This is a genomic window from Enterobacter sp. HK169 (assembly GCF_001719105.1).
In the GTDB taxonomy this organism is placed as follows: Bacteria; Pseudomonadota; Gammaproteobacteria; order Enterobacterales; family Enterobacteriaceae; genus Enterobacter; species Enterobacter asburiae_B.
This window is the reverse complement of sequence record NZ_CP017087.1, coordinates 1,029,805-1,048,923: the sequence shown is the minus strand read 5'-3', so window position 1 is coordinate 1,048,923 and position 19,119 is coordinate 1,029,805. Positions and strand designations below refer to the sequence as shown.

18 protein-coding genes are annotated in these 19,119 nt (G+C 57.0%); all 18 read left to right on the top strand.

Annotated elements, in window-relative coordinates; genetic code table 11:
* The first annotated feature begins 184 nt into the window (after positions 1 to 184).
* The 18 genes from EnteroDNA1_RS05070 (at position 185) to EnteroDNA1_RS04985 (ending at position 19,050) form a co-directional block, all read left to right on the top strand.
* Positions 185 to 685 carry a T6SS amidase immunity protein Tai4 family protein gene (locus tag EnteroDNA1_RS05070; protein WP_231113493.1) on the top strand — a complete coding sequence of 167 codons (501 nt, stop codon included), beginning with the start codon at positions 185 to 187 and terminating at the stop codon, positions 683 to 685.
* Between the two features lie 179 nt (positions 686 to 864).
* Entirely contained in the window at positions 865 to 1,347 is a 483-nt protein-coding gene (locus tag EnteroDNA1_RS05065) for an Hcp family type VI secretion system effector (protein WP_008502640.1), read from the top strand.
* Between the two features lie 57 nt (positions 1,348 to 1,404).
* Positions 1,405 to 1,947 (top strand): hypothetical protein, encoded by a 543-nt coding sequence (locus EnteroDNA1_RS05060; protein WP_021240381.1) that lies wholly within the window; start codon positions 1,405 to 1,407, stop codon positions 1,945 to 1,947.
* Complete coding sequence (locus tag EnteroDNA1_RS05055) at positions 1,938 to 2,345, top strand: putative T6SS immunity periplasmic lipoprotein (protein ID WP_064672688.1); 408 nt, start codon at positions 1,938 to 1,940, stop codon at positions 2,343 to 2,345. The genes EnteroDNA1_RS05060 and EnteroDNA1_RS05055 overlap by 10 nt, the downstream gene beginning before the upstream one ends.
* Positions 2,346 to 2,456: 111 nt before the next feature.
* A complete protein-coding gene (locus EnteroDNA1_RS05050) occupies positions 2,457 to 2,810 on the top strand; it encodes a T6SS amidase immunity protein Tai4 family protein (RefSeq protein WP_064672687.1) in 354 nt (117 codons plus the stop codon).
* 188 nt (positions 2,811 to 2,998) lie between these two features.
* The gene (locus tag EnteroDNA1_RS05045) at positions 2,999 to 3,397 is read left to right on the top strand and encodes a hypothetical protein (protein WP_064672686.1); all 399 of its coding nucleotides are present in this window, start codon (positions 2,999 to 3,001) and stop codon (positions 3,395 to 3,397) included.
* Between the two features lie 98 nt (positions 3,398 to 3,495).
* Positions 3,496 to 3,903 carry a hypothetical protein gene (locus EnteroDNA1_RS05040; protein WP_069302976.1) on the top strand — a complete coding sequence of 136 codons (408 nt, stop codon included), beginning with the start codon at positions 3,496 to 3,498 and terminating at the stop codon, positions 3,901 to 3,903.
* An 86-nt stretch (positions 3,904 to 3,989) separates the two neighbouring features.
* Positions 3,990 to 5,753, top strand: coding sequence for a type VI secretion system-associated FHA domain protein TagH (tagH, locus tag EnteroDNA1_RS05035; RefSeq protein ID WP_064672684.1), 1,764 nt, complete (start codon positions 3,990 to 3,992; stop codon positions 5,751 to 5,753).
* Positions 5,750 to 6,547, top strand: a complete 798-nt coding sequence (locus EnteroDNA1_RS05030) for a PP2C family protein-serine/threonine phosphatase (protein ID WP_014884226.1) — start codon at positions 5,750 to 5,752, stop codon at positions 6,545 to 6,547. The genes tagH and EnteroDNA1_RS05030 overlap by 4 nt, the downstream gene beginning before the upstream one ends.
* Before the next feature lie 16 nt (positions 6,548 to 6,563).
* The gene (locus EnteroDNA1_RS05025) at positions 6,564 to 7,562 is read left to right on the top strand and encodes a hypothetical protein (protein ID WP_069302975.1); all 999 of its coding nucleotides are present in this window, start codon (positions 6,564 to 6,566) and stop codon (positions 7,560 to 7,562) included.
* A gap of 9 nt (positions 7,563 to 7,571) precedes the next feature.
* Complete coding sequence (locus tag EnteroDNA1_RS05020) at positions 7,572 to 8,384, top strand: type VI secretion system accessory protein TagJ (RefSeq protein WP_069302974.1); 813 nt, start codon at positions 7,572 to 7,574, stop codon at positions 8,382 to 8,384.
* Positions 8,377 to 8,940, top strand: a complete 564-nt coding sequence (gene tssE / locus EnteroDNA1_RS05015; RefSeq protein WP_069302973.1) for a type VI secretion system baseplate subunit TssE — start codon at positions 8,377 to 8,379, stop codon at positions 8,938 to 8,940. The genes EnteroDNA1_RS05020 and tssE overlap by 8 nt, the downstream gene beginning before the upstream one ends.
* 2 nt (positions 8,941 to 8,942) lie before the next feature.
* Positions 8,943 to 10,814, top strand: a complete 1,872-nt coding sequence (gene tssF, locus EnteroDNA1_RS05010; RefSeq protein ID WP_064672680.1) for a type VI secretion system baseplate subunit TssF — start codon at positions 8,943 to 8,945, stop codon at positions 10,812 to 10,814.
* Complete coding sequence (gene tssG / locus EnteroDNA1_RS05005; protein ID WP_047061051.1) at positions 10,811 to 11,854, top strand: type VI secretion system baseplate subunit TssG; 1,044 nt, start codon at positions 10,811 to 10,813, stop codon at positions 11,852 to 11,854. The genes tssF and tssG overlap by 4 nt, the downstream gene beginning before the upstream one ends.
* 38 nt (positions 11,855 to 11,892) lie before the next feature.
* On the top strand, positions 11,893 to 14,508 hold the full coding sequence (gene tssH, locus EnteroDNA1_RS05000) for a type VI secretion system ATPase TssH (protein ID WP_069302972.1): 2,616 nt from the start codon (positions 11,893 to 11,895) through the stop codon (positions 14,506 to 14,508).
* Positions 14,509 to 14,532: 24 nt separating this feature from the next.
* Positions 14,533 to 15,951, top strand: coding sequence for a serine/threonine protein kinase (locus EnteroDNA1_RS04995; protein ID WP_069302971.1), 1,419 nt, complete (start codon positions 14,533 to 14,535; stop codon positions 15,949 to 15,951).
* Between the two features lie 65 nt (positions 15,952 to 16,016).
* On the top strand, positions 16,017 to 18,557 hold the full coding sequence (locus EnteroDNA1_RS04990) for a type VI secretion system Vgr family protein (RefSeq protein ID WP_069302970.1): 2,541 nt from the start codon (positions 16,017 to 16,019) through the stop codon (positions 18,555 to 18,557).
* Positions 18,526 to 19,050, top strand: a complete 525-nt coding sequence (locus EnteroDNA1_RS04985; protein WP_231113491.1) for a hypothetical protein — start codon at positions 18,526 to 18,528, stop codon at positions 19,048 to 19,050. The genes EnteroDNA1_RS04990 and EnteroDNA1_RS04985 overlap by 32 nt, the downstream gene beginning before the upstream one ends.
* Positions 19,051 to 19,119 lie beyond the last annotated feature (69 nt).

Below are 19,119 nucleotides of genomic sequence, written 5' to 3'. Positions count from 1 at the left end.
GCGTTGATACGAAAATTCATCAGCTATTTAGCCATTTATACGTTGCTAATAATTTCATTCATGCTGTTTGTGACGGTATCCGGCTACTATCTGTTTATCTTTGACTGGCCGGCAGAAGTCCCGCGAATCGCAATGCATGGATTCTTATGCACTGGACTTAATGCATTAGCGATAGGGATATACGTTGTCGCAGAAAAATGGAAAGAGAAAAGTTAGTATTTTACGCGGACTGATGCGCTGTGGGTCTTATGGCAAAGGATATAAGGTGAAACGTTTATGTTTTTTCCTCGTATTTATGACTTTTTATGTGTATTCCGGAAATAACTATCCTGATTTTTATCAGCAGCAAACATACCGGCAGGTTTTAAAAGATTTTGTTCTGGCGCGCTGCCTGGCGCAGGTAGCAGATAAAGGCAGCCATTTTTCTGCTGATGCTGCCCGCAGTGCGAGTGCATTCATTGAGTGGATTCCTTTTGATGCTGAAAATGGCACTGAGAAAATGGATGCGCTCATTGGAAAATACAAAGATCACATTAACGGCTTTCATGCCGAACGAAAGCCCGATGTAAAAGGCGTTACGTTAAATTGCCTGCGTCTTTATCATAGTGACGAACTTAACAAGCTGGTACCTCAATTAATTATCGGAAATCCTGATCGCACCTGGATTGAGGATAACCCGCAGTAGTAAAGACTTCACATTCTTTCCGTTCATTCAGGGGGAATGTAAGACTGTCAAATGACACGGGTCATTTGATATGAGGCAGAGGTAAAATATGGACGGTTTTATTCAGCCCCATGCTTTCCTGTTTGCCATATAAGTGCTTTTTCGAAAGCAATATTGTTCATCCACGAAGAGTAGATATTATGGCTATTGATATGTTTCTGAAGGTCGAGGGTGTTACGGGCGAATCTAAAGATTCTAACCACACCGGCTGGACTGATATTACCTCCTTCTCCTGGGGCGCTTCCCAGCCAGGTAATATGAGCGTTGGCGGTGGCGGCGGTGCCGGTAAAGTTAACTTCAACGACCTGCACGTTAACGCGCTGATCGACAAATCCACCACCGCTATCCTGAAACACTGCGCCAGCGGCAAACACCTGACCAAAGTTGAGCTGTCCGTCTGTAAAGCCGGCGGCCAGCAGGTGGAATACTCCCGCATCACGCTGGAAGATGTGCTGGTCACCTCTGTTCAGTACACCGGTGCAGACAACGGCGATACCGTTGGTGTGACCTATGCATTCCAGGCTGCGAAAGTGAAACAGCAGTACTGGGAGCAGACCACGTCTGGTGGTAAAGGTGCTGAAAGCAGCGCTGGCTGGAACATCAAAGAAAACAAAGAAGCGTAATTGCGTATTTGGCCGGGGAGTTTTCCCCGGTCATTATCAACCGGGAAGGAAGATAGCATGGCAAGTTTGCAGGAAGGAGGCGCCCGTCCTCTCACCATTGGCGAAATAGCACTGGCTCGCTCGGTTTTTGGTGACGCAATAAAGTACTCAGAAGTTAAAGTCCATAATAAAAGCTATTTGCCGTTTAATATGCAGTCGACAGATGTCGCAATGACTCCCAATGGTGAGCTCTATTTTCGCGAGCCGCATTATCGGGATGACTTCTCGATAGAGGTTCCGCGATATAAACACTGGTTTATTCACGAAATGGTGCATGTATTGCAGCATCAGATTGGAATGAATGTTCGAACCCGAGGCGCATTCAGTTGGGCAGCAAGTTATAATTATTCTCTGCCCCCCGATAAAAAATTATCGGACTTTGGTATGGAGCAGCAGGCTTCTATCATTTCAGATTTTTATTATTTGATAAATTACGGTCTGGGTGATTTCCGAAACATTGCAGGTTTTGAGGGAATTATCGGACCCGACCTGAAGGATAAATATCTGCAGGTATTATCGTTGTTTATTCAAAATCCTAAAGACCGGCGGGTATGGTTATGAAACAGTTACTCAGTGTTGTAGCAATCGCATTAACGGTGAGTGCCTGTGTATCTCATCCTGCACAATATAAGTCGCTTTCGGTTACGCTAAAGGACAACGAACCCTGCTTTGCTATTCCCGCTAACTCCGGGTTAGACGCGCCTGTCACCAGCCATTCGCCCACCATAATGAAACGCGCGGGAAATGAATGGAAAGCGGTATCGCCGCCGTCAACGTTTAGCCCTGAGGTGACGTTAACGACCCAACAGTGTCACCAGTGGAAGGGGATTGCGTGGCAAGCCGGAGAATATGATGTTGCTCTGAAAGTGTCAGGGAAAAACGATTCTATTCGCTATGCTGCCCGTTTCACCTTACAAGAAGGTCCTTCAGGCCAGTTTAAGCTTACGCAGACCGAATAGAATGAGTTAACCCCAAACGCCGCGGCTCACGCCCGGGCGGATGCCGATATTATCGGCATTGATGACTACTGTTTACCGGGCACCTACCAACGCAACGTTCTGGAGCATGAAATGAAACGTTTACTGCTGCTCGCGTTGGCTTTAAATGCCTCTGCTGTTTATGCCCAAACGCTGCCTGATATCAGCGCTTTTTCTCAGCAACAAATCTTTGAAAACTGGGTGCAAAACCGGTGTATCGGTAAGATTGCGGACAGCAAAGCCCTGAAAGCTGATGCCGAGGCTAGTGCCGCCGCATGGCTCGAAGCTAGCAATTTGCCTGCTGAAAATTTTGAAAAAGCAGACAAGGTGATTGCTTCTCTACTGAAAGAGAAAGTGGGTGGCACTCAGCCGGGGCATTATCAGGTTTTGAAGTGCAGCTTAATCGCCAATAGCGATGCGATTCGTCCGCTGAATGCCCTAAAATAGCATTTCACCCTTTATTTATGCGTTAGACATAAGGAGTTTTCCATGGCAAATCAGTCAAACGTTGCTCCGGGTTACTGTGTGGTACAGCAACCGGGTACGCTGGATTTCAAGGCAAGACAACTGTTTGGTAATTCACGTGAGGATTTGTAGGAGAACAAATGATAATTTAATATTTAGCGGAGAATAGCGTGATTATTGATAACATGTACTCTGCTTTTATTATCTGTGTTTTTGCCATTTTTATAATCCTTATGCTAACGTTCTATGTTGATTACCGGAAACATTCCGGTCAGGTTGATAAAATCTATGAGTTGCTAATTCAAAAGAATTTTCTCAAGGAAGAGGGTTATCAAACCTGGAAAAATCTTGGTTTTTGGGGTTTTGGTTTTCGCACTACAATTTTATCAAGGCTTGTGAAGGGCAAAAGTATAAAGTTGACGGAATCACGTTGGCTTGAGCCTCAATCTTGCAACAATGTTTTATCTGGCTTCGAATTATCCTGGATTAATTCATATAACAGAAAAGTTAAAGTTGCCACGGCTTTGTTTGTACTGCTTTTAATACTGGCGGGCGTTAATGAAATTTAATAATACATTGGAGATTTAAATATTTTTTTTGGGCTAGTGCTCGCGCTGACGCTCCGGATATATGTAATATTATCTGCCTGGTGCTAGTTAAGGTAAATATGGATGACTTTTTTTTGTTTCTTGTTATAGTTTTGTTTATGGTTGTTGTGATGATGGACCTGCTCAGTTCTCGTTATTTCAAAAAACACGAGGCTGATTATAATCGGTTACTTTCAGACTATCGGCGCAAGGGATATGATCTGGATCTTGTAACCAACTATGCTTCTTTTTTTGGTTCGCTGGCCAATTATCAAAAAATAATCTGGTTTGTTCGCCTTTATAAAGGCGTTGAAATGAAATTCACGCGTGAAAGGCTTGTTCAGGAAGATGCTTATAAATATGTACAGTCGTTACCTGAAGAAAGAATTGGTTGGATGCTAAAATTACATCGCCGTTATAAGTTACAGGCGTTAATATTCACTCTATGGCTCATTGTTGGATTATATTTTATCACCTTCATTAAATAGTTTTGATATTCAATTTCTCAAACGCCGCCGTTCTCGCCCCGAGAGCGGCAGCGTTTGAGCGCTAATCATACCAGCAGGAATACGCCATGCGATTCACGATTATTTCTACGAAACCCGGTCATCAGCCGCCGCAAAGCAGCTGTGATTTTTACGCCCCGGGCGGCACCATTGGGCGCGGTACGGATAACAATCTGGTGTTGCCGGACAATGACCGCACCATCTCTCGTCTGCAGGCCATTGTTCACGTTGACGCTCAGGGCGAATGCCGCGTGACCAACCGTGGCAGCGTCACCCGCGTGGTATTAAATGACATTCCGCTGGAGCGAGGGCGTCAGGTTGAGCTGCAGGATGGCGACATTCTCGGTATTGATGACTACCGCATCGAAGTGACCGAACTGATCCACGATACGCAACCCGTAAGCCGTATGGCGGCCAGTATGCATCAGCAGGCGCGTCCGGCAGCCGCACCCGCGCCCGCTGCACAACCGAAGCCGGCGAGTGCCGCACCGCGCGGGAAGGCCGAGCCAACCGCCGTGCCAACGGAGATCTGGGATAGCCTGATGCAGGAGTTCTCCATCTCTGACAGCATCTCCAGCAATCGTACAAAACCGCAGCCTGCTCCATCGCACGATCCGTTCTCCCAGCCTGCGGCCCCGGAGCGTAACGCGGAAGATCCGCTGGCGATGTTTAACGACAGCGATCCAAAGCTCGAGCGTAAGAATGTCGACCCGGACACGCTGTTCAGCGACGAAGCGTTGTTCAAAAAAGAGAGTATTTTTGACGACGTCACCCCGTCAACGCTAGTGCCGCCGGGCGAGAATAGCCCCGTGAAGCCAGAAGACGAGGCGACGGATGAGCTCGATCCGCTGGCCCTGTTTGGCGGTAAGGCCAGCGCGCCAGCCGCGCGTAATGACGACCCGCTCGGACTGATGGGCGGCGCGCCATTGACCCATCCGGATGACATTATTGCCGAAAAGCCTGCGCCAGTGCCGGAACCCGAGCAGGAAGAGGACGTGCTGGCCGATTCTCCGCTGTTCGCCCCTGAGCCGCAGGAAGAACCGCGTGCTGAAGAAGAGCCCGCGCGGCCGGATTACGCAGGCTTCACTATGCCAACGCCGCAGGCCGTGGCGCGCAGCAGCTCTCAGGCACCGAAGGGCCGTCTGCGCATTGACCCGGTCAATAACGCCGCCGCCCCAACCGCCACGGCGAACAGCGGTGAGAAGGGCGAAGTGCTGCAGGGCGAGCTGCTGGAGGCGCTGCTGGAAGGCATGGGCCTGAGCGAAATGCAGCCCGTCCCGCAGTTTGATCGTGAAAATATGCGTCAGCTCGGGCAGATCCTCGGCATGTTCTCTCAGGGGACCGTGGCGCTGCTCTCCTCGCGCTCCATCCTCAAGCGCGGCGTGAAGGCCGATATGACCATGGTGCTGGACGATGCCAACAACCCGTTCAAGCTGTTGCCGACCGGCAAAACCGTGCTGATCCAGATGTTCGGCACCCCGATGCCGGGCTTTATGCCGCCGACCAAATCCGTGCGCGACGCGCTGATCGACCTGCAGGCGCACCAGCTGGGCATGATCTCCGGTATCCGCGCCATCATTGCCGCGATGCTGCAGTCCTTTAACCCGGAACAGCTGGAAGAGCAGGCGAAGCAGAACGGGATGACCTCGCGTCTGGCGCTGCCGGGCAGCCGCAAAGCCGCCCTGTGGGACTATTTTGTGCGCAGCTATGGCGAAACGGCTGGCGAGATTGAGGATGATTTCCACACCCTGTTCGGCGAGGCCTTCCTTCATGCGTACGACATGGAGGTGAATCAGTACAAAGACTCACAGAGCGGATCGGAAGACAAATGAATATCGCAACGGCTTCTCTCTCCCGCCAGGGGACGCGCGCCAGCAACCAGGATCAGACGGGAGAAACCATAGGGGAACGTTCAGCCTGCTTTGTCGTCTGCGACGGCATCGCGGGCCTGCCGGGCGGTGAGGTGGCTGCAGAGCTGGCCCGCAACAGCATTATCTCCCGCTTCGATGGCGACAAACATCTTAATGCGCAGCATATCCGCGACTACGTGCAGACGGCTAACCGCACCATCCTCAGCGAACAGCAGGCCGTTCAGGACTATCGCCGGATGGGCACGACGCTGGTCAGCCTGTTCATTGACCGTGATTACGGCCTGGCCTACTGGGCGCACGCCGGAGACAGCCGCCTGTACCTGTTTCGCCGGGGATGGCTGTGGCATGTGACCACCGACCACAGCCTGGTGCAGCAGATGAAAGACGCCGGGCACCAGACCGACAACCTGAACAGCAACCTGCTCTATCTGGCGCTGGGAATTGAAAACGGCGGGCCGGAAGCGAGCTACAGCGACGTGGTGCAGGTTGAAGACGGCGATGCATTCTTACTCTGCACCGACGGGTTCTGGCACGGCGTTAGCGAAGAGCAAATGAAGCAGTCGCTGCATATGGTCAATACGCCGCAGGAGTGGCTGACCTTAATGAACCAAATCATTCAAAAGAATGGCGAACAGGAGGGGAATGCTCAGGATAACTATACTGCCCTGGCGGTATGGATGGGCAACCCTCAGGACACCACTTTGCTGCACACCCTCTCTGACGCAGCGCAATTTCTTCCCTGCGGAACTGATTAGACACACAAGGAACGATATGAAACTTTGGCTATCGGGTTTGGCACTTCTGGCGGTCACCTCCACCGCGCAGGCTGAGAATTTCCGCATCGTGCAGTCTCCTGCGCAGAAGCTGGATATCTGGATCGACAACATTAAAGACAACACGCCGCAGAGCTGGTGTAAGCCTGAGGTGGCGCTGCGCATTGTGGCGAACGGCAAGAAGGACGTCTCCGTGCTGGAGAACTTTGTGCCGCGCCTTGGCTCCCTGCTGGAACACCAGTGCAGCAAAGTGAATAAGCTTAGCTGGACGCTAAACGATCCGGCGGGTACCACGCTGGCGCAGGGTACGGCAGGCAAAGCGCAGGACTGGGCGCTGGTGGTGAAACAGGACCAGGCCGCGCCTGCTGCGACCGTCACCGCAACCCCAACCAGCGGCGCGCTGCTGCCGCCGGACCAGAACGTGGCTTCCCGCACCGCCGCGGCTGACCGCACGCCGTGGCAGGAATTCACCCTGCAGGACGGCTGCCACCTGCGCACCTTCTGGGAAGGGGGCGCTTCCGCTCCGGCGCTCTTTATTCCGGATTCTGACACCACCCGCTGCGGTAACGGCAGCTGGCTGAGTGGTCACACCGTGGTTTCGCAGTCCCGCAACGGCGGACACAAAGAGATGGCGGTGACCTACATCCACGGCTTCCCGGTGACGGGTCTGAATCAAAGCGCCGATCCTGAAAACGCGCTGATCACCTCCGTCAACAAAGAGCGCATGGTGTTCAGCACCCCAAACAGCGACCAGAGCTGGATGATCCTGCCTTACGATAGCGCCCTGAACAGCTGGAAAAGCAACGGCACCGTAGCGGTGGAGATTTCCCGTGAAATCGCCAGCGATGATGCAAAACTGCAGGCGCGTATTGCGGCGGTGAAAAAAACCTGGAGCGCCTGGGTCGCACCCGGCACTCCGCTGAATATCGTCCTGATTGACACCCTGCGTCCTCAGCTGCGCGACCCGGCCGTTGGCGCATGGCGCGCGGCGAATTAAGGAATGGCTATGAATACGCTCTATCAACACCTGGCGGGCGAGTCGATCAGCGATGCGCTGGCGCGCCTTGAAGCTGAAATCAAAGCCCGTCCGGCGGATGCCGATCTCCGCGCCGCGTTCGTGCAGTTTTTAACCCTCAGCGGCAACTGGACGCGCGCGCTGACCCAGCTGAAAAGCTGGCTGGCGCTGAAGCCTCAGGCGAAACCCACCGTCACGCTGCTGGAGCAATCCATTCAGGGCGAGCTGCAGCGCGCGCAGGTGATGGCGGGACAGGCGCGTCCGGCCATGCCGGAAACCCAGTGGCCGTGGCTGACGACCCTGGCCGCGGCGCTGAGCGAGGAGGGCGAGCGCGCCCGGGCGCTGCGTCTTGACGGCCTCGATCGGGCTGAAGCCATCCCCGGCCAGATTATCCTCGAAAACGAGGAGACGCAGGCGTTTGACTGGCTGATGGACGGCGATGCCCGTCTCGGCCCGGTCTGCGAAACCATCGTGAACGGCCGTTATTTCTGGCTGCCGTTCAGCGCCATCGCGGAGATCCGTTTCCAGGCGCCCGCCAGCGTGACCGATCTGGTCTGGCGTCACGCGCTGGTGCGCCTGACCGACGGTACGGAGCAGGTGTGTCAGATCCCGGCGCGTTACCCGTTTGCTGCCGATGCCACCGATGCGGTCAGGCTGGGCCGCACCACCGATTGGCAGCCGCTCGACGAAGACGGCATCCTTTACGAAGGCAGGGGCCAGAAGGCCTGGCTGAGCGAGCAAAGCGAATACCCGCTGCTGTCCTTAAGCCTCGTGACGTTTGCGACGGATGGAGCCGATGAGTAATCCCGCTGGCGAAGGCGATCTGCTGCGCAGCGGCTGGCAAGCCCGCAGCAGGCAGGAGAAGGTGGGGGCGCGTGACAAAATGCAGCCCTCGCTGCTGGATCGTCTTACCGATAATGAGCCGGAAAAAAAGCGCGAGTCGGCCAACAGCAATCTGATCACCCACGCCGCCCTGCGCCGCAACGTCCTGCGCGATCTGCAGTGGCTGTTTAACACCATCAACCACGATGCCTCCGGCGATTTGAGCGCCTTGCCGCACGTGAAGCGCTCGGTGGTCAACTTCGGCGTCGCGCCGCTGGCCGGGAAAAGAATGTCGGATATCGAATGGCAAGATATTCAGCGCAAGCTCACCGAGGCCATCATCAATTTTGAGCCGCGCATTTTGCCGCAGGGGCTGCAGGTCCGCTGCGTGTCGGATACCTCCTCGCTGGATCTGCACAACGTGCTCTCCATCGAGATCAAAGGGCGTCTGTGGTGTGTTCCATACCCGCTGGAGTTTCTGTTTCGTACCGATGTCGATCTGGAAAACGGCCATTTTGAACTGAAAGATGCGGGGTAATCATGGAAAGTAAACTGCTCGAATATTACAACCGCGAGCTGGCCTACCTGCGCGAAATGGGGGCCGAGTTTGCCGAACGCTATCCTAAGGTCGCCGGACGGCTGGGCATGCGCGGCATCGAAGTGGCGGACCCGTATACCGAACGTCTGATGGAGGGCTTCGCCTTCCTGACATCCCGCGTGCAGATGAAAATGGACGCGGAGTTTCCGCGCTTCTCCCAGCGTCTGCTGGAGATGATTGCCCCTAACTATCTCGCGCCCACGCCGTCGATGGCGATTGCGGAGATTGAGCCCGACAGCAGCCGGGGCGACCTGAGCAAGGGCTTCATTGTGCCGCGCGGTACCATGATGGACAGCCTGGCGCTGAAAAAAACCGGCGTGACCTGCAGCTATACCACGGCGCACGAGGTCAACCTGCTGCCGCTGAAAATCGACAAGGTCGAGCTGGGCGGCGTGCCCGCCGATCTGCCGCTCGCGCAGCTGGGGCTGAGCCAGCGGGGGATCGGCAGCGCCTTACGGATCCGCATCGCCTGCGACGGCCCGCAAAACCTCGGGCACCTGGATTTCGACCGTCTGGAATTTTTCCTCGGCGGTCCGGATATTGAAGCGCTGAAGCTGCTGGAGCTGGTGATGGAGCATCACGCCGGGATCGTCTGCCAGACGGTCAGCCCGCAGCCGCAGCGACAGCTGCTGGCCTCGGACGCGCTGCGCCAGGAGGGCTTTGAGCCTGACCAGGCCCTGCTTCCGGACGATCTGCGCAACTTTGACGGCTATCGCCTGCTGCAGGAGTATTTCGCGTTTCCGGCCCGTTTCCGCTTCATTAGCCTGAGCGGTCTGGGCAAGCTTATCGAGCGCTGTGAAGGCGAAAAAGCCTTCGACATCTTCATTCTGCTGGATAAGTCGGATGAACAGCTGGAGCGCGTGGTTGATGCCAGCCATCTGGCGCTGCACTGTACCCCGGTCATCAACCTGTTCCCAAAGGTCGCGGCGCGTCAGAAGCTGAATGAAGGCCAGCATGAATACCATCTGGTGGTGGATAACATTCGTCCGCTGGATTATGAAATTTACGCGGTCAAAAAAATCTATGGCAGCGCGGACGGCCAGCGCGATGACCAGACGTTTCGTCCATTCTGGAGCACCTGGAGCGGCGATGCGGGCAACTACGGGGCCTATTTTTCCCTGCGCCGCGAACAGCGCGTGCTGTCCGAGCACGCCCTGCGCTACGGTGCGCGCACCGGCTATATCGGCTCGGAGGTGTTTGTTTCGCTGGTGGATGAACAGCACGCGCCGTGGCAGGACAACCTGCGCTATATCTCTGCCGAGGTGCTCTGCACCAGCCGCGATCTGCCGCTGATGCTGCAGCAGGAGCTCGGGCAGTTCATTATGGCCGACTCCATGCCGGTGAAATCCCTCACCCTGCGCAAAGGCCCAACGCCGCCGCGCCCGGCGCTGGCGGAAGGGTTCAGCACCTGGCGGCTCATCAGCCAGCTGCAGATGAACTACCTCAGCCTGATGGACAGCGAAAACGAAGACGGCGCGGCCGCGCTGCGCCAGCTGTTAGGGCTGTACGCCAACCTGGCAGAAACGCCCGTTGCGCGTCAAGTGGAAGGGGTACGCCACTGCGTGCTGGAGCCGGTTCACCGCCGCGTGCCTGAACCCGGCCCGGTCGTTTTCGCCCGCGGGATCGGCATCACCCTGACGGTCGATGAGCGTGCCTTTTCCGGCGCCAGTCCGTGGCTTTTTGGCAGCGTGATGGAACGTCTCTTTGCCCGCCTGGTGTCCATCAACAGCTTTACGGAGTTCACCCTGAAAAGTCAGCAGCGCGGCGATATTGGCTACTGGGCGCCGCGCATGGGTAAAAGGGCGCTGATATGAGTGACGCTGCCACTGCACCGCTGCGCGTGCATCGCCTGACCCGGCTGCCGGACGCGTTCTGGCAAGGGGTTCGCGAGACGCCCTGGCGCTACGACCTGTTTCAGCTGTTAAGGCGCATTGATGCCCAGGGCGGCGAACGCTACCCGCTGGGACGCGCGCCGCTGCCGAAATTTGAGCCGCTGCGCATCGGCCAGCAGCCGTCGATGAGTTTTGCGCCGTCGACGCTGGCTCAGGTCCGCCAGCGGGAGGAAAGCGGGCTGCACGAGGTGTCTATCCTCAGTTTCGGCCTGTTTGGCCCGAACGGCCCGCTGCCGGTCCATATGACCGAATACGCCCGCGAGCGAATTTATCATCATCAGGACACCAGCCTCAGCGCGTTTGCCGACCTGTTCCATCATCGCCTGGCGCTGCTGTTTTACCGCGCCTGGGCGGATGCGCAGCCCACCGTCTCCCTCGATCGCGCTGATAACAAGCGCTTTGAGGGCTACCTGGCGTCGCTGATTGGCATGGGCCAGCCGGGGCAGATGAACAAAGGCAGCCTGAGCTCGCATGCCCGCTTTACCCACGCCGGGCACCTGACCCGTCACGGGCGGGATCCGGAGGGGCTGGAGAAGATCCTGCGCAGCTATTTTAACGCGCCGGTTAAGCTGGTGAGCAACGTGCCGCAGTGGATGCCGCTCTCCACGCGCGAGCAGGCGCAGCTGGGAGCAGGACGCCGCATGCCGCGCATGGGGGAATCCGCCTTTCTCGGCGTTGCCGTCCGCGACGTGCAGCACAAGTTTCGCATCGAAATTGGCCCGCTGAGCGCGGAGGAGTACAACCGTTTTCTGCCGGGTGAAGCGTGGGTCACCGAGCTGCGCGACTGGGTGCGTCAGTACGCCGGGGTGGAGTTTGAATGGGAAACGCGGGTGATCCTGCGTGAAGACGCGGTGCAGGGCACCACGCTCGGCAGCAATGGGCGATTAGGCTATAACACCTGGCTGGGCCTTCAGCCGCAGCCTGTCCCGCGTGGCGATCTGGTGTATCGCGCAGAGCGGTAATCCTTCCGTATACCGAATCATTGTTAATGGAAACTAACATGTCAGAAATTAGCCGTGCCGTGCTTTTCGGCAAACTGGATACGCTGTTATTTACCTCTCTGGAAAGCGCCACTGCGTTCTGCAAGCTGCGCGGCAACCCGTACGTTGAGCTGGTGCACTGGCTGCATCAGCTGATGCAGCAGCAGGATGGCGATCTGCAGCAGGTCATCCGCCACTTTGCCCTCGATGAACAGCAGCTGACCCGCGATATCGTGGCCGCGCTGGATGTCCTTCCGCGTGGCGCCAGTTCCGTTTCCGATCTCTCCGAGCATATCGACAGCGCCGTGGAGCGCGCCTGGGTGTTCGGCTCGCTGAAGTTTGGCGTCAGCCGTATTCGCGGCGGTCATTTGCTGATCGGCATGCTGAAAACCTGGAATCTGGCCAACGTGCTGAAAAGCATCTCGTCGCAGTTCACCCGCCTGAACGTCGAGGTGCTGATTGAGCAGTTCGACGCGATTTGCGCCAACAGCAAAGAGACGCAGCAGGCCGCTGCCGCCGCAGACGCACCGGCGGGTACGGTACCGGCGGCGCAGGGGACGCTGGCCCAGTACGGCCAGGACCTGACCGCCCGCGCCCGCGAAGGGAAGATTGACCCGGTTGTCGGGCGCGACGAGGAGATCCGCCAGATGGTGGATATCCTGATGCGTCGCCGCCAGAACAACCCGCTGCTGACCGGAGAAGCCGGGGTCGGGAAAACGGCGGTGGTGGAAGGGCTGGCGCTGCGTATCGCCGACGGCGACGTTCCGGAGCCGCTGCAAAATATTCAGCTGTGGCTGCTGGATATCGGCATGCTGCAGGCTGGGGCAGGCATGAAAGGCGAGTTCGAGGCCCGGCTGCAGGCGCTCATTAATGAAGTCCAGTCCAGCGCCACGCCGATCATTCTGTTTATCGATGAGATCCACACCCTGATTGGCGCAGGCGGCCAGCAGGGAACCGGCGATGCGGCGAACCTGCTGAAGCCTGCCCTGGCGCGCGGACAGCTGCGCACCATCGGCGCTACTACCTGGGCGGAATACAAAAAATACATCGAGAAAGACCCGGCGCTGACCCGTCGTTTCCAGACGGTGCAGGTCCACGAGCCGGACGAAGCGAAAGCCATTCTGATGCTGCGCAGCACCGTGTCGCCGCTGGAGACGCACCACAAGGTGCTGCTGCTCGACGAAGCGGTCAGCGCGGCGGTGAAGCTGTCGCATCGTTACATCCCGGCGCGTCAGCTGCCGGATAAAGCCGTTGCGCTGCTCGACACCGCCTGCGCCCGCGTCGCGGTCAGCCAGAGCGCGCCCCCTGCGCAGCTGGAAGACTGCCTGCGCCACCTTGCCGCGCTGGACGTGGAAATTGAGATTGCTGAACGCGAAGCGCGCGTGGGAGCCGGTGACGCCGATCGCGTAACCGCTTTACTCGCCGAACGCGACGCGTATGAGACAAAACGCGAAGCCCTGGCCCAGCGCTGGGAAGAAGAGCGCAGCCTGGTGCAGGAGATTATCCGCCTGCGCGCGGCGCTGTTCGCGGCGGGCGATGACGATAGCGCCGAGCTGCGCGGCCAGCTGGCGGAACAGCAGCAGGCGCTGAACGCCCTGCAGGGCGATGAGCCGCTGCTGTTTGCGGCTGTGGATGAAAACGTGGTTGCCGCGGTGGTCTCTGACTGGACCGGGATCCCGCTGGGCCGGATGGTGAAAAACGAGATCGACGCGGTACTCAACCTCGCCGACACGCTGAACCAGCGCGTTATCGGCCAGCGTCACGGTCTGGATCTCATTGCCCGCCGCGTGAAAACCTCGCGGGCGAAGCTGGACGATCCCAACAAACCGGTGGGCGTCTTTATGCTGTGCGGCCCGTCCGGGGTCGGTAAAACAGAAACCGCGCTGGCGCTCGCGGAATCCCTGTACGGCGGCGAGCAGAACGTTATCACCATCAACATGAGTGAGTTCCAGGAAGCGCACACCGTTTCCACCTTAAAAGGTGCGCCTCCGGGGTACGTAGGGTATGGTGAAGGCGGCGTGTTGACCGAGGCCGTGCGCCGCCGCCCGTACAGCGTGGTGCTGCTGGACGAAATTGAAAAAGCGCACCCGGACGTCCACGAGATCTTCTTCCAGGTCTTTGATAAAGGCTGGATGGAAGACGGCGAGGGGCGCCACATCGATTTCCGGAACACCATCATTATTCTGACCTCCAACGTCGGCACCGACCTGATTAGCGCCATGTGCGCCGATCCGGAGCTGATGCCGGAGCCTGATGCGTTAAGCGGCGCCCTGCGCCAGCCGCTGCTGGAGGTCTTCCCACCGGCGCTGCTGGGCCGCCTGCTGGTGGTGCCGTACTACCCGCTCAGCGACGAGATGCTGGGGCAGATTGTTCGCCTGCAGCTCAAGCGCATTCAGCGTCGTCTGGAAGAGAATCACAGCATTATTTCTGAATTTGACGACAGCGTAGTGGAACAGATTGTTCAGCGCTGTACCGAGGTGGAGTCCGGCGGTCGCATGGTGGATGCTATTCTGACCAACACCTTGCTGCCTCAGATGAGCCAGATCTTACTTACCGCCAGCCGCAGCGACGAGCAGTACCGACGTCTGCACGTCACCTGCGAGCAGGGCGAGTTTCACTGTCAGTTTGCCGCGTAATAATCATCAAGAGAACTGTAAAAGATGACGGATAATGATAACAATCGGACTGTCCCAAACGCGCTCCCAGTCGGGTACCGCTTCAACGAGTTTGAAATCAAAGAGGTGATCGGCGGCGGCGGTTTTGGCATCGTCTATCGCGCGTGGGATCACCAGCTCGAACGCACTATCGCTATCAAAGAATTTATGCCTTCCTCGCTCGCCGTGCGCGGCGACGACATGACCCTTGTGCTGCGCAGCGAGCGTTTTGGCAAAGCGTTTTCCGCAGGCCTGAACAGCTTTATTCAGGAGGCGCGTCTGCTGGCGCGCTTTAACCACCCGAACCTGCTGCACGTCCTGCGTTTCTGGGTGCAAAACGACACGGCCTACATGGGGACGCTGTTTTACAGCGGGACCACGCTTTCGCGCCTGCGCGAGGAAAAGCCGGAGCTGATCAACGAGGCCTGGATCCGCCGCACGCTGCCGATGCTGTTCGGTGCGATCAAGACCATCCACAACGAAGGCTATCTGCACCGCGACATCTCGCTGGATAACATTCAGATCCAGGATAACGGCCTGCCGGTGCTGCTTGATTTCGGCTCCGCGCGCCGCACCATCGGTAACCTTTCCGATGAAACGGAAACCATGCTGCGCCCGGGCTTTGCGCCGATCGAGCAGTACACCGACGACAACGAAAGCGAGCAGGGCCCGTGGACGGATATTTACGCCCTCGGCGCGGTGCTGCGTACCCTGATTGTGGGTTCTCCGCCGCCGGTCAGCGTGGTGCGCTCGATTCAGGATACCTGCAAACCGCTGGTGGAAATTATGCCGCAGGGCTATTCCATTCCGCTGCTGCAGGCCATCGACCGCGCGCTGGCGCTGCACATGGAGGACCGTCCGCAGTCAATCGACGAGTTCGCCGCGCTGATAGAGATGCCGGTCGCAGGGATCAACGACGTGCTGACGGCGAAAAAGCCCGGCACGATGCTGGTTCCGGTCGAAGACGAAAAACCGGCTTCGCTGCTCGACTGGCGCCGCTACAAGATCCCTGGCATGGTTGCCGCAGGCGTGCTGGTGGGTATTGTCGCCGGGGCGATGCTGTTCAGCGGCGGTAACGATGCTCCCGAGCAGGCTGCACAGGCACCGGCAGAGACGCGTTCGACTGAAACCGCCGCACACGCGCCGGACGTGAAGCCGGAAACGGCGAAGGTTAACGAGCAGGCGACGGCCCAGCAGACTCCGCCGCCTGTGGAGAGCCCTGTTGCGCTGGTCTATATCCGCATCCTCGACGGCGAAACGCTGAAAGTGAACGGCGAGCCAAAAGCGCTGCGTCCGGCGACCAACGGCTATGCATCGCTCAAGCTGCCGGCCGGTGAGGTGAAGATTGAACTCCAGGGCAACGGAAGAACGCGTGGCCAGACGCTGGATATCACCAAGCCGGGCACCTGGCTGGTGAACCCTTAGAATTACGCTCAGTCACAGATGCGAACCTCTTTTCTGAATCGCATAAGCTAGATGGAATAAAGATTATGCTCAACCGAATTACCGTTCAGCTCCCGGTGGAGGGGCTTCTGTTCTGGAAACTGACGGGCCGCGAGGCGATGTCCGAGTCGTTCGCGCTGACGCTGACCGTGCTCGGCACGGACGCGCGCATCGATCGCAGCAAGCTGCTGGGCCAGCCGGTCACGGTGACCATCCCGACGCAGAACCTGCTGACGTCCCGCTATGTTAACGGCAAAATTACCCGCGTGGCGGTCAGCGCCGTCGAGCTGACGGGCACCCGCTATGCGGTGTACCAGCTGACGGTTGAGCCGGACCTGTGGCCGATGAAGCGCGACCGTAACCTGCGTATCTTCCAGGGGCAGACGGTGCCGCAGATTGTGAAAACCCTGCTGGGCGAGCATCAGGTTAACGTTGAGGATAAACTCACCGGCAGCTACCGGGTGTGGGACTACTGCGTGCAGTATCAGGAGTCGAGCCTGGACTTCATCAGCCGCCTGATGGAGCTGGAGGGGATTGCCTATCACTTCAGCCACGAGGCGGACAAACACACCCTGGTGCTCACCGACGCCGCCACGCAGCATCAGCCGTTCAGCGGCTATGAGGTCATTCCTTACCACCAGACGCCGTCCGGCGGCAGTACGGACGAAGAGGGCATCAGCCAGTGGGCGCTGGAGGATAGCGTGACGCCGGGGATTTACAGCCTCGACGACTATGACTTCCGCAAGCCGAACGCGTGGCTGTTCCAGGCCCAGCAGAACCCGGCGTCGCCGAAGCCGGGCAGCATCGACGTGTACGACTGGCCGGGTCGCTTTGTGGACAAAGGCCACGGGGAGTTTTATGCCCGTATTCGTCAGGAACGCTGGCAGGTGGAGCATCAGCAGATTCAGGCCACCGCCACGGCGGCGGGGATTGCGCCCGGGCACACCTTCACCTTAACCAACGCGCCGTTCTTCAGCGACAACGGCGAGTATCTGGTGACGGCGGCGGGTTATCACTTCGAAGAGAACCGCTACGCCAGCGGCGAGGGTGAAACCATTCACCGCACCGATTTTACGGTCATCCCGTCGGCGGTGGTGTACCGTCCGGCGCAGACCACGGCGTGGCCGCGCACCTACGGCCCGCAGACCGCGAAAGTGGTGGGGCCGAAGGGCGAGAGTATCTGGACGGACAAATACGGCCGCGTGAAGGTGAAGTTTCACTGGGACCGCCTGGCGAAGGGCGATGACACCAGCTCCTGCTGGGTGCGCGTGTCGAGCGCGTGGGCGGGCCAGGGCTACGGCGGGGTGCAGATCCCGCGCGTCGGCGATGAGGTGGTGGTGGACTTTATCAACGGCGATCCGGACCGTCCGATTATTACCGGTCGCGTGTACAACGACGCGAGCATGCCGCCGTGGGCGCTGCCTGCCGCCGCGACGCAGATGGGCTTTATGAGCCGCACGAAAGACGGTTCCGTCGACAATGCCAACGCCCTGCGGTTTGAGGATAAAGCGGGCGCAGAGCAGGTGTGGATCCAGGCCGAGCGCAACATGGACACCAGCGTTAAAAACGATGAAACGCACAGCGTCGGCGGGGCGCGCAGCCATTACGTGAAGAAAAATGAACTGCACCGCGTGGAAGCGAACCAGACTCAGGCCGTGAAAGGTGGAACCGAGATCCTGACGGGGAAAGGCAAGCTGGATGCGGCGGTGGAGCAGTATGTGATTGCTTCCGGGACGAAGCTGCGGCTGGTCTCAGGTGAAAGCGCCATTGAGCTGAATGCCAACGGCAAGATTAACCTGATCGGCAAAGAGTTTAACTTCTTCGTGGAAGGGGATGGGTATATCACCACGGGCGGTAAGCTGCATCTGAATACCTCTGGCACCAAGCCGGGCACAACGGCACCAGGATCGGGGCATAAAGGGGATATTGATGCGGCGGTGCAGGCGAAATTTACGCCGGGAAAGGAGAATAAGGCAGGTGCGGCTGCAAGCGCGCCTGCCGAAACCTCTAAAACTGCAACACCCCCATCATCAGGTGTGCCTTCAAGCGGATATGGCAAGGATGTAGATAGTCTTGTCGATAAATCACCGACCATGAAAAATGACATAGCTACGTTAAAGAAACGAGGCTGGACATTTGAAGAAGGTGAAGCAGGTAAGGGGACGTTTGCCAATCGTCAAAAGCGAGTTATTACCGTTGATAAAAACGAGCTCGGTAATCCGAATGCGGTTGTTCAGTCTCTGTCACATGAAAGTGGTCACGCTTTATATGAACCCAACATTGATTTTTCTTCGCGCGACGCCTATCTCAACAGCACACTCAGTGATGAAGGCGCTGCAACGTTAAACAATATCCGGGTCCAACGCGAAATCATAGCCAACAAGGGTGGGGATATTGGTATTGCGGGCAATCCGGTAAATCAGACACAATATAATCGTATCTATGATTCTCTCGAACGTGGGGCTATAAAGGAAAGTGAAGCGCGTACGCAGATAGGCCGTATCTTTGGCAAAGGCGAACAAACGTCCACCACGGGGCAATATTACGAAGATTATTATGGCGGTTGGTATGATAAAAATTATCCATAGTCTAAAAACGGGTGCGGTGCTTGCGGCTTTATTAACGACGGGAATGGCAGGAGGTAACATGCAGAAACAGGATCTTTGGCAGTTCATTGCAAAAATGAGCGCATCACTCAAAACGTTGTCCGTTAACAGTCTGGATAACGCTCCGTTGTCATTCAGGCTAACGAAACAGAATGAATATATCAATTTCTACAATGCCGACGATATCAAACTGGCGGATGGAACGAACATTACTGCAATTGATTTACGTTTAAGTAAAGAAAGTGACGGTATGGCACCGTTACTGAATTTTTCACCGTCCGGCCAGTGCATCACTCTCGACACTGTTAAAAAACATTATCCGCAACTGACGTTAACTGATTATCCACGAGGCCGTTCGGAGAACGAAGTGACCAGTTATACAGCGCCAAAGGATATGAATGGACAAAAGGTAAGCTTCAGTTTCACGGTAAAAAAACCTGACTGCTTGGGTGGGGTCGCAATTAGCGCTGACTAAAAATGCTTATTTCATTACTCACCGCTTTTTAAAGTGGTGAGTAGCATAATATTTATCCAGCAAATGACG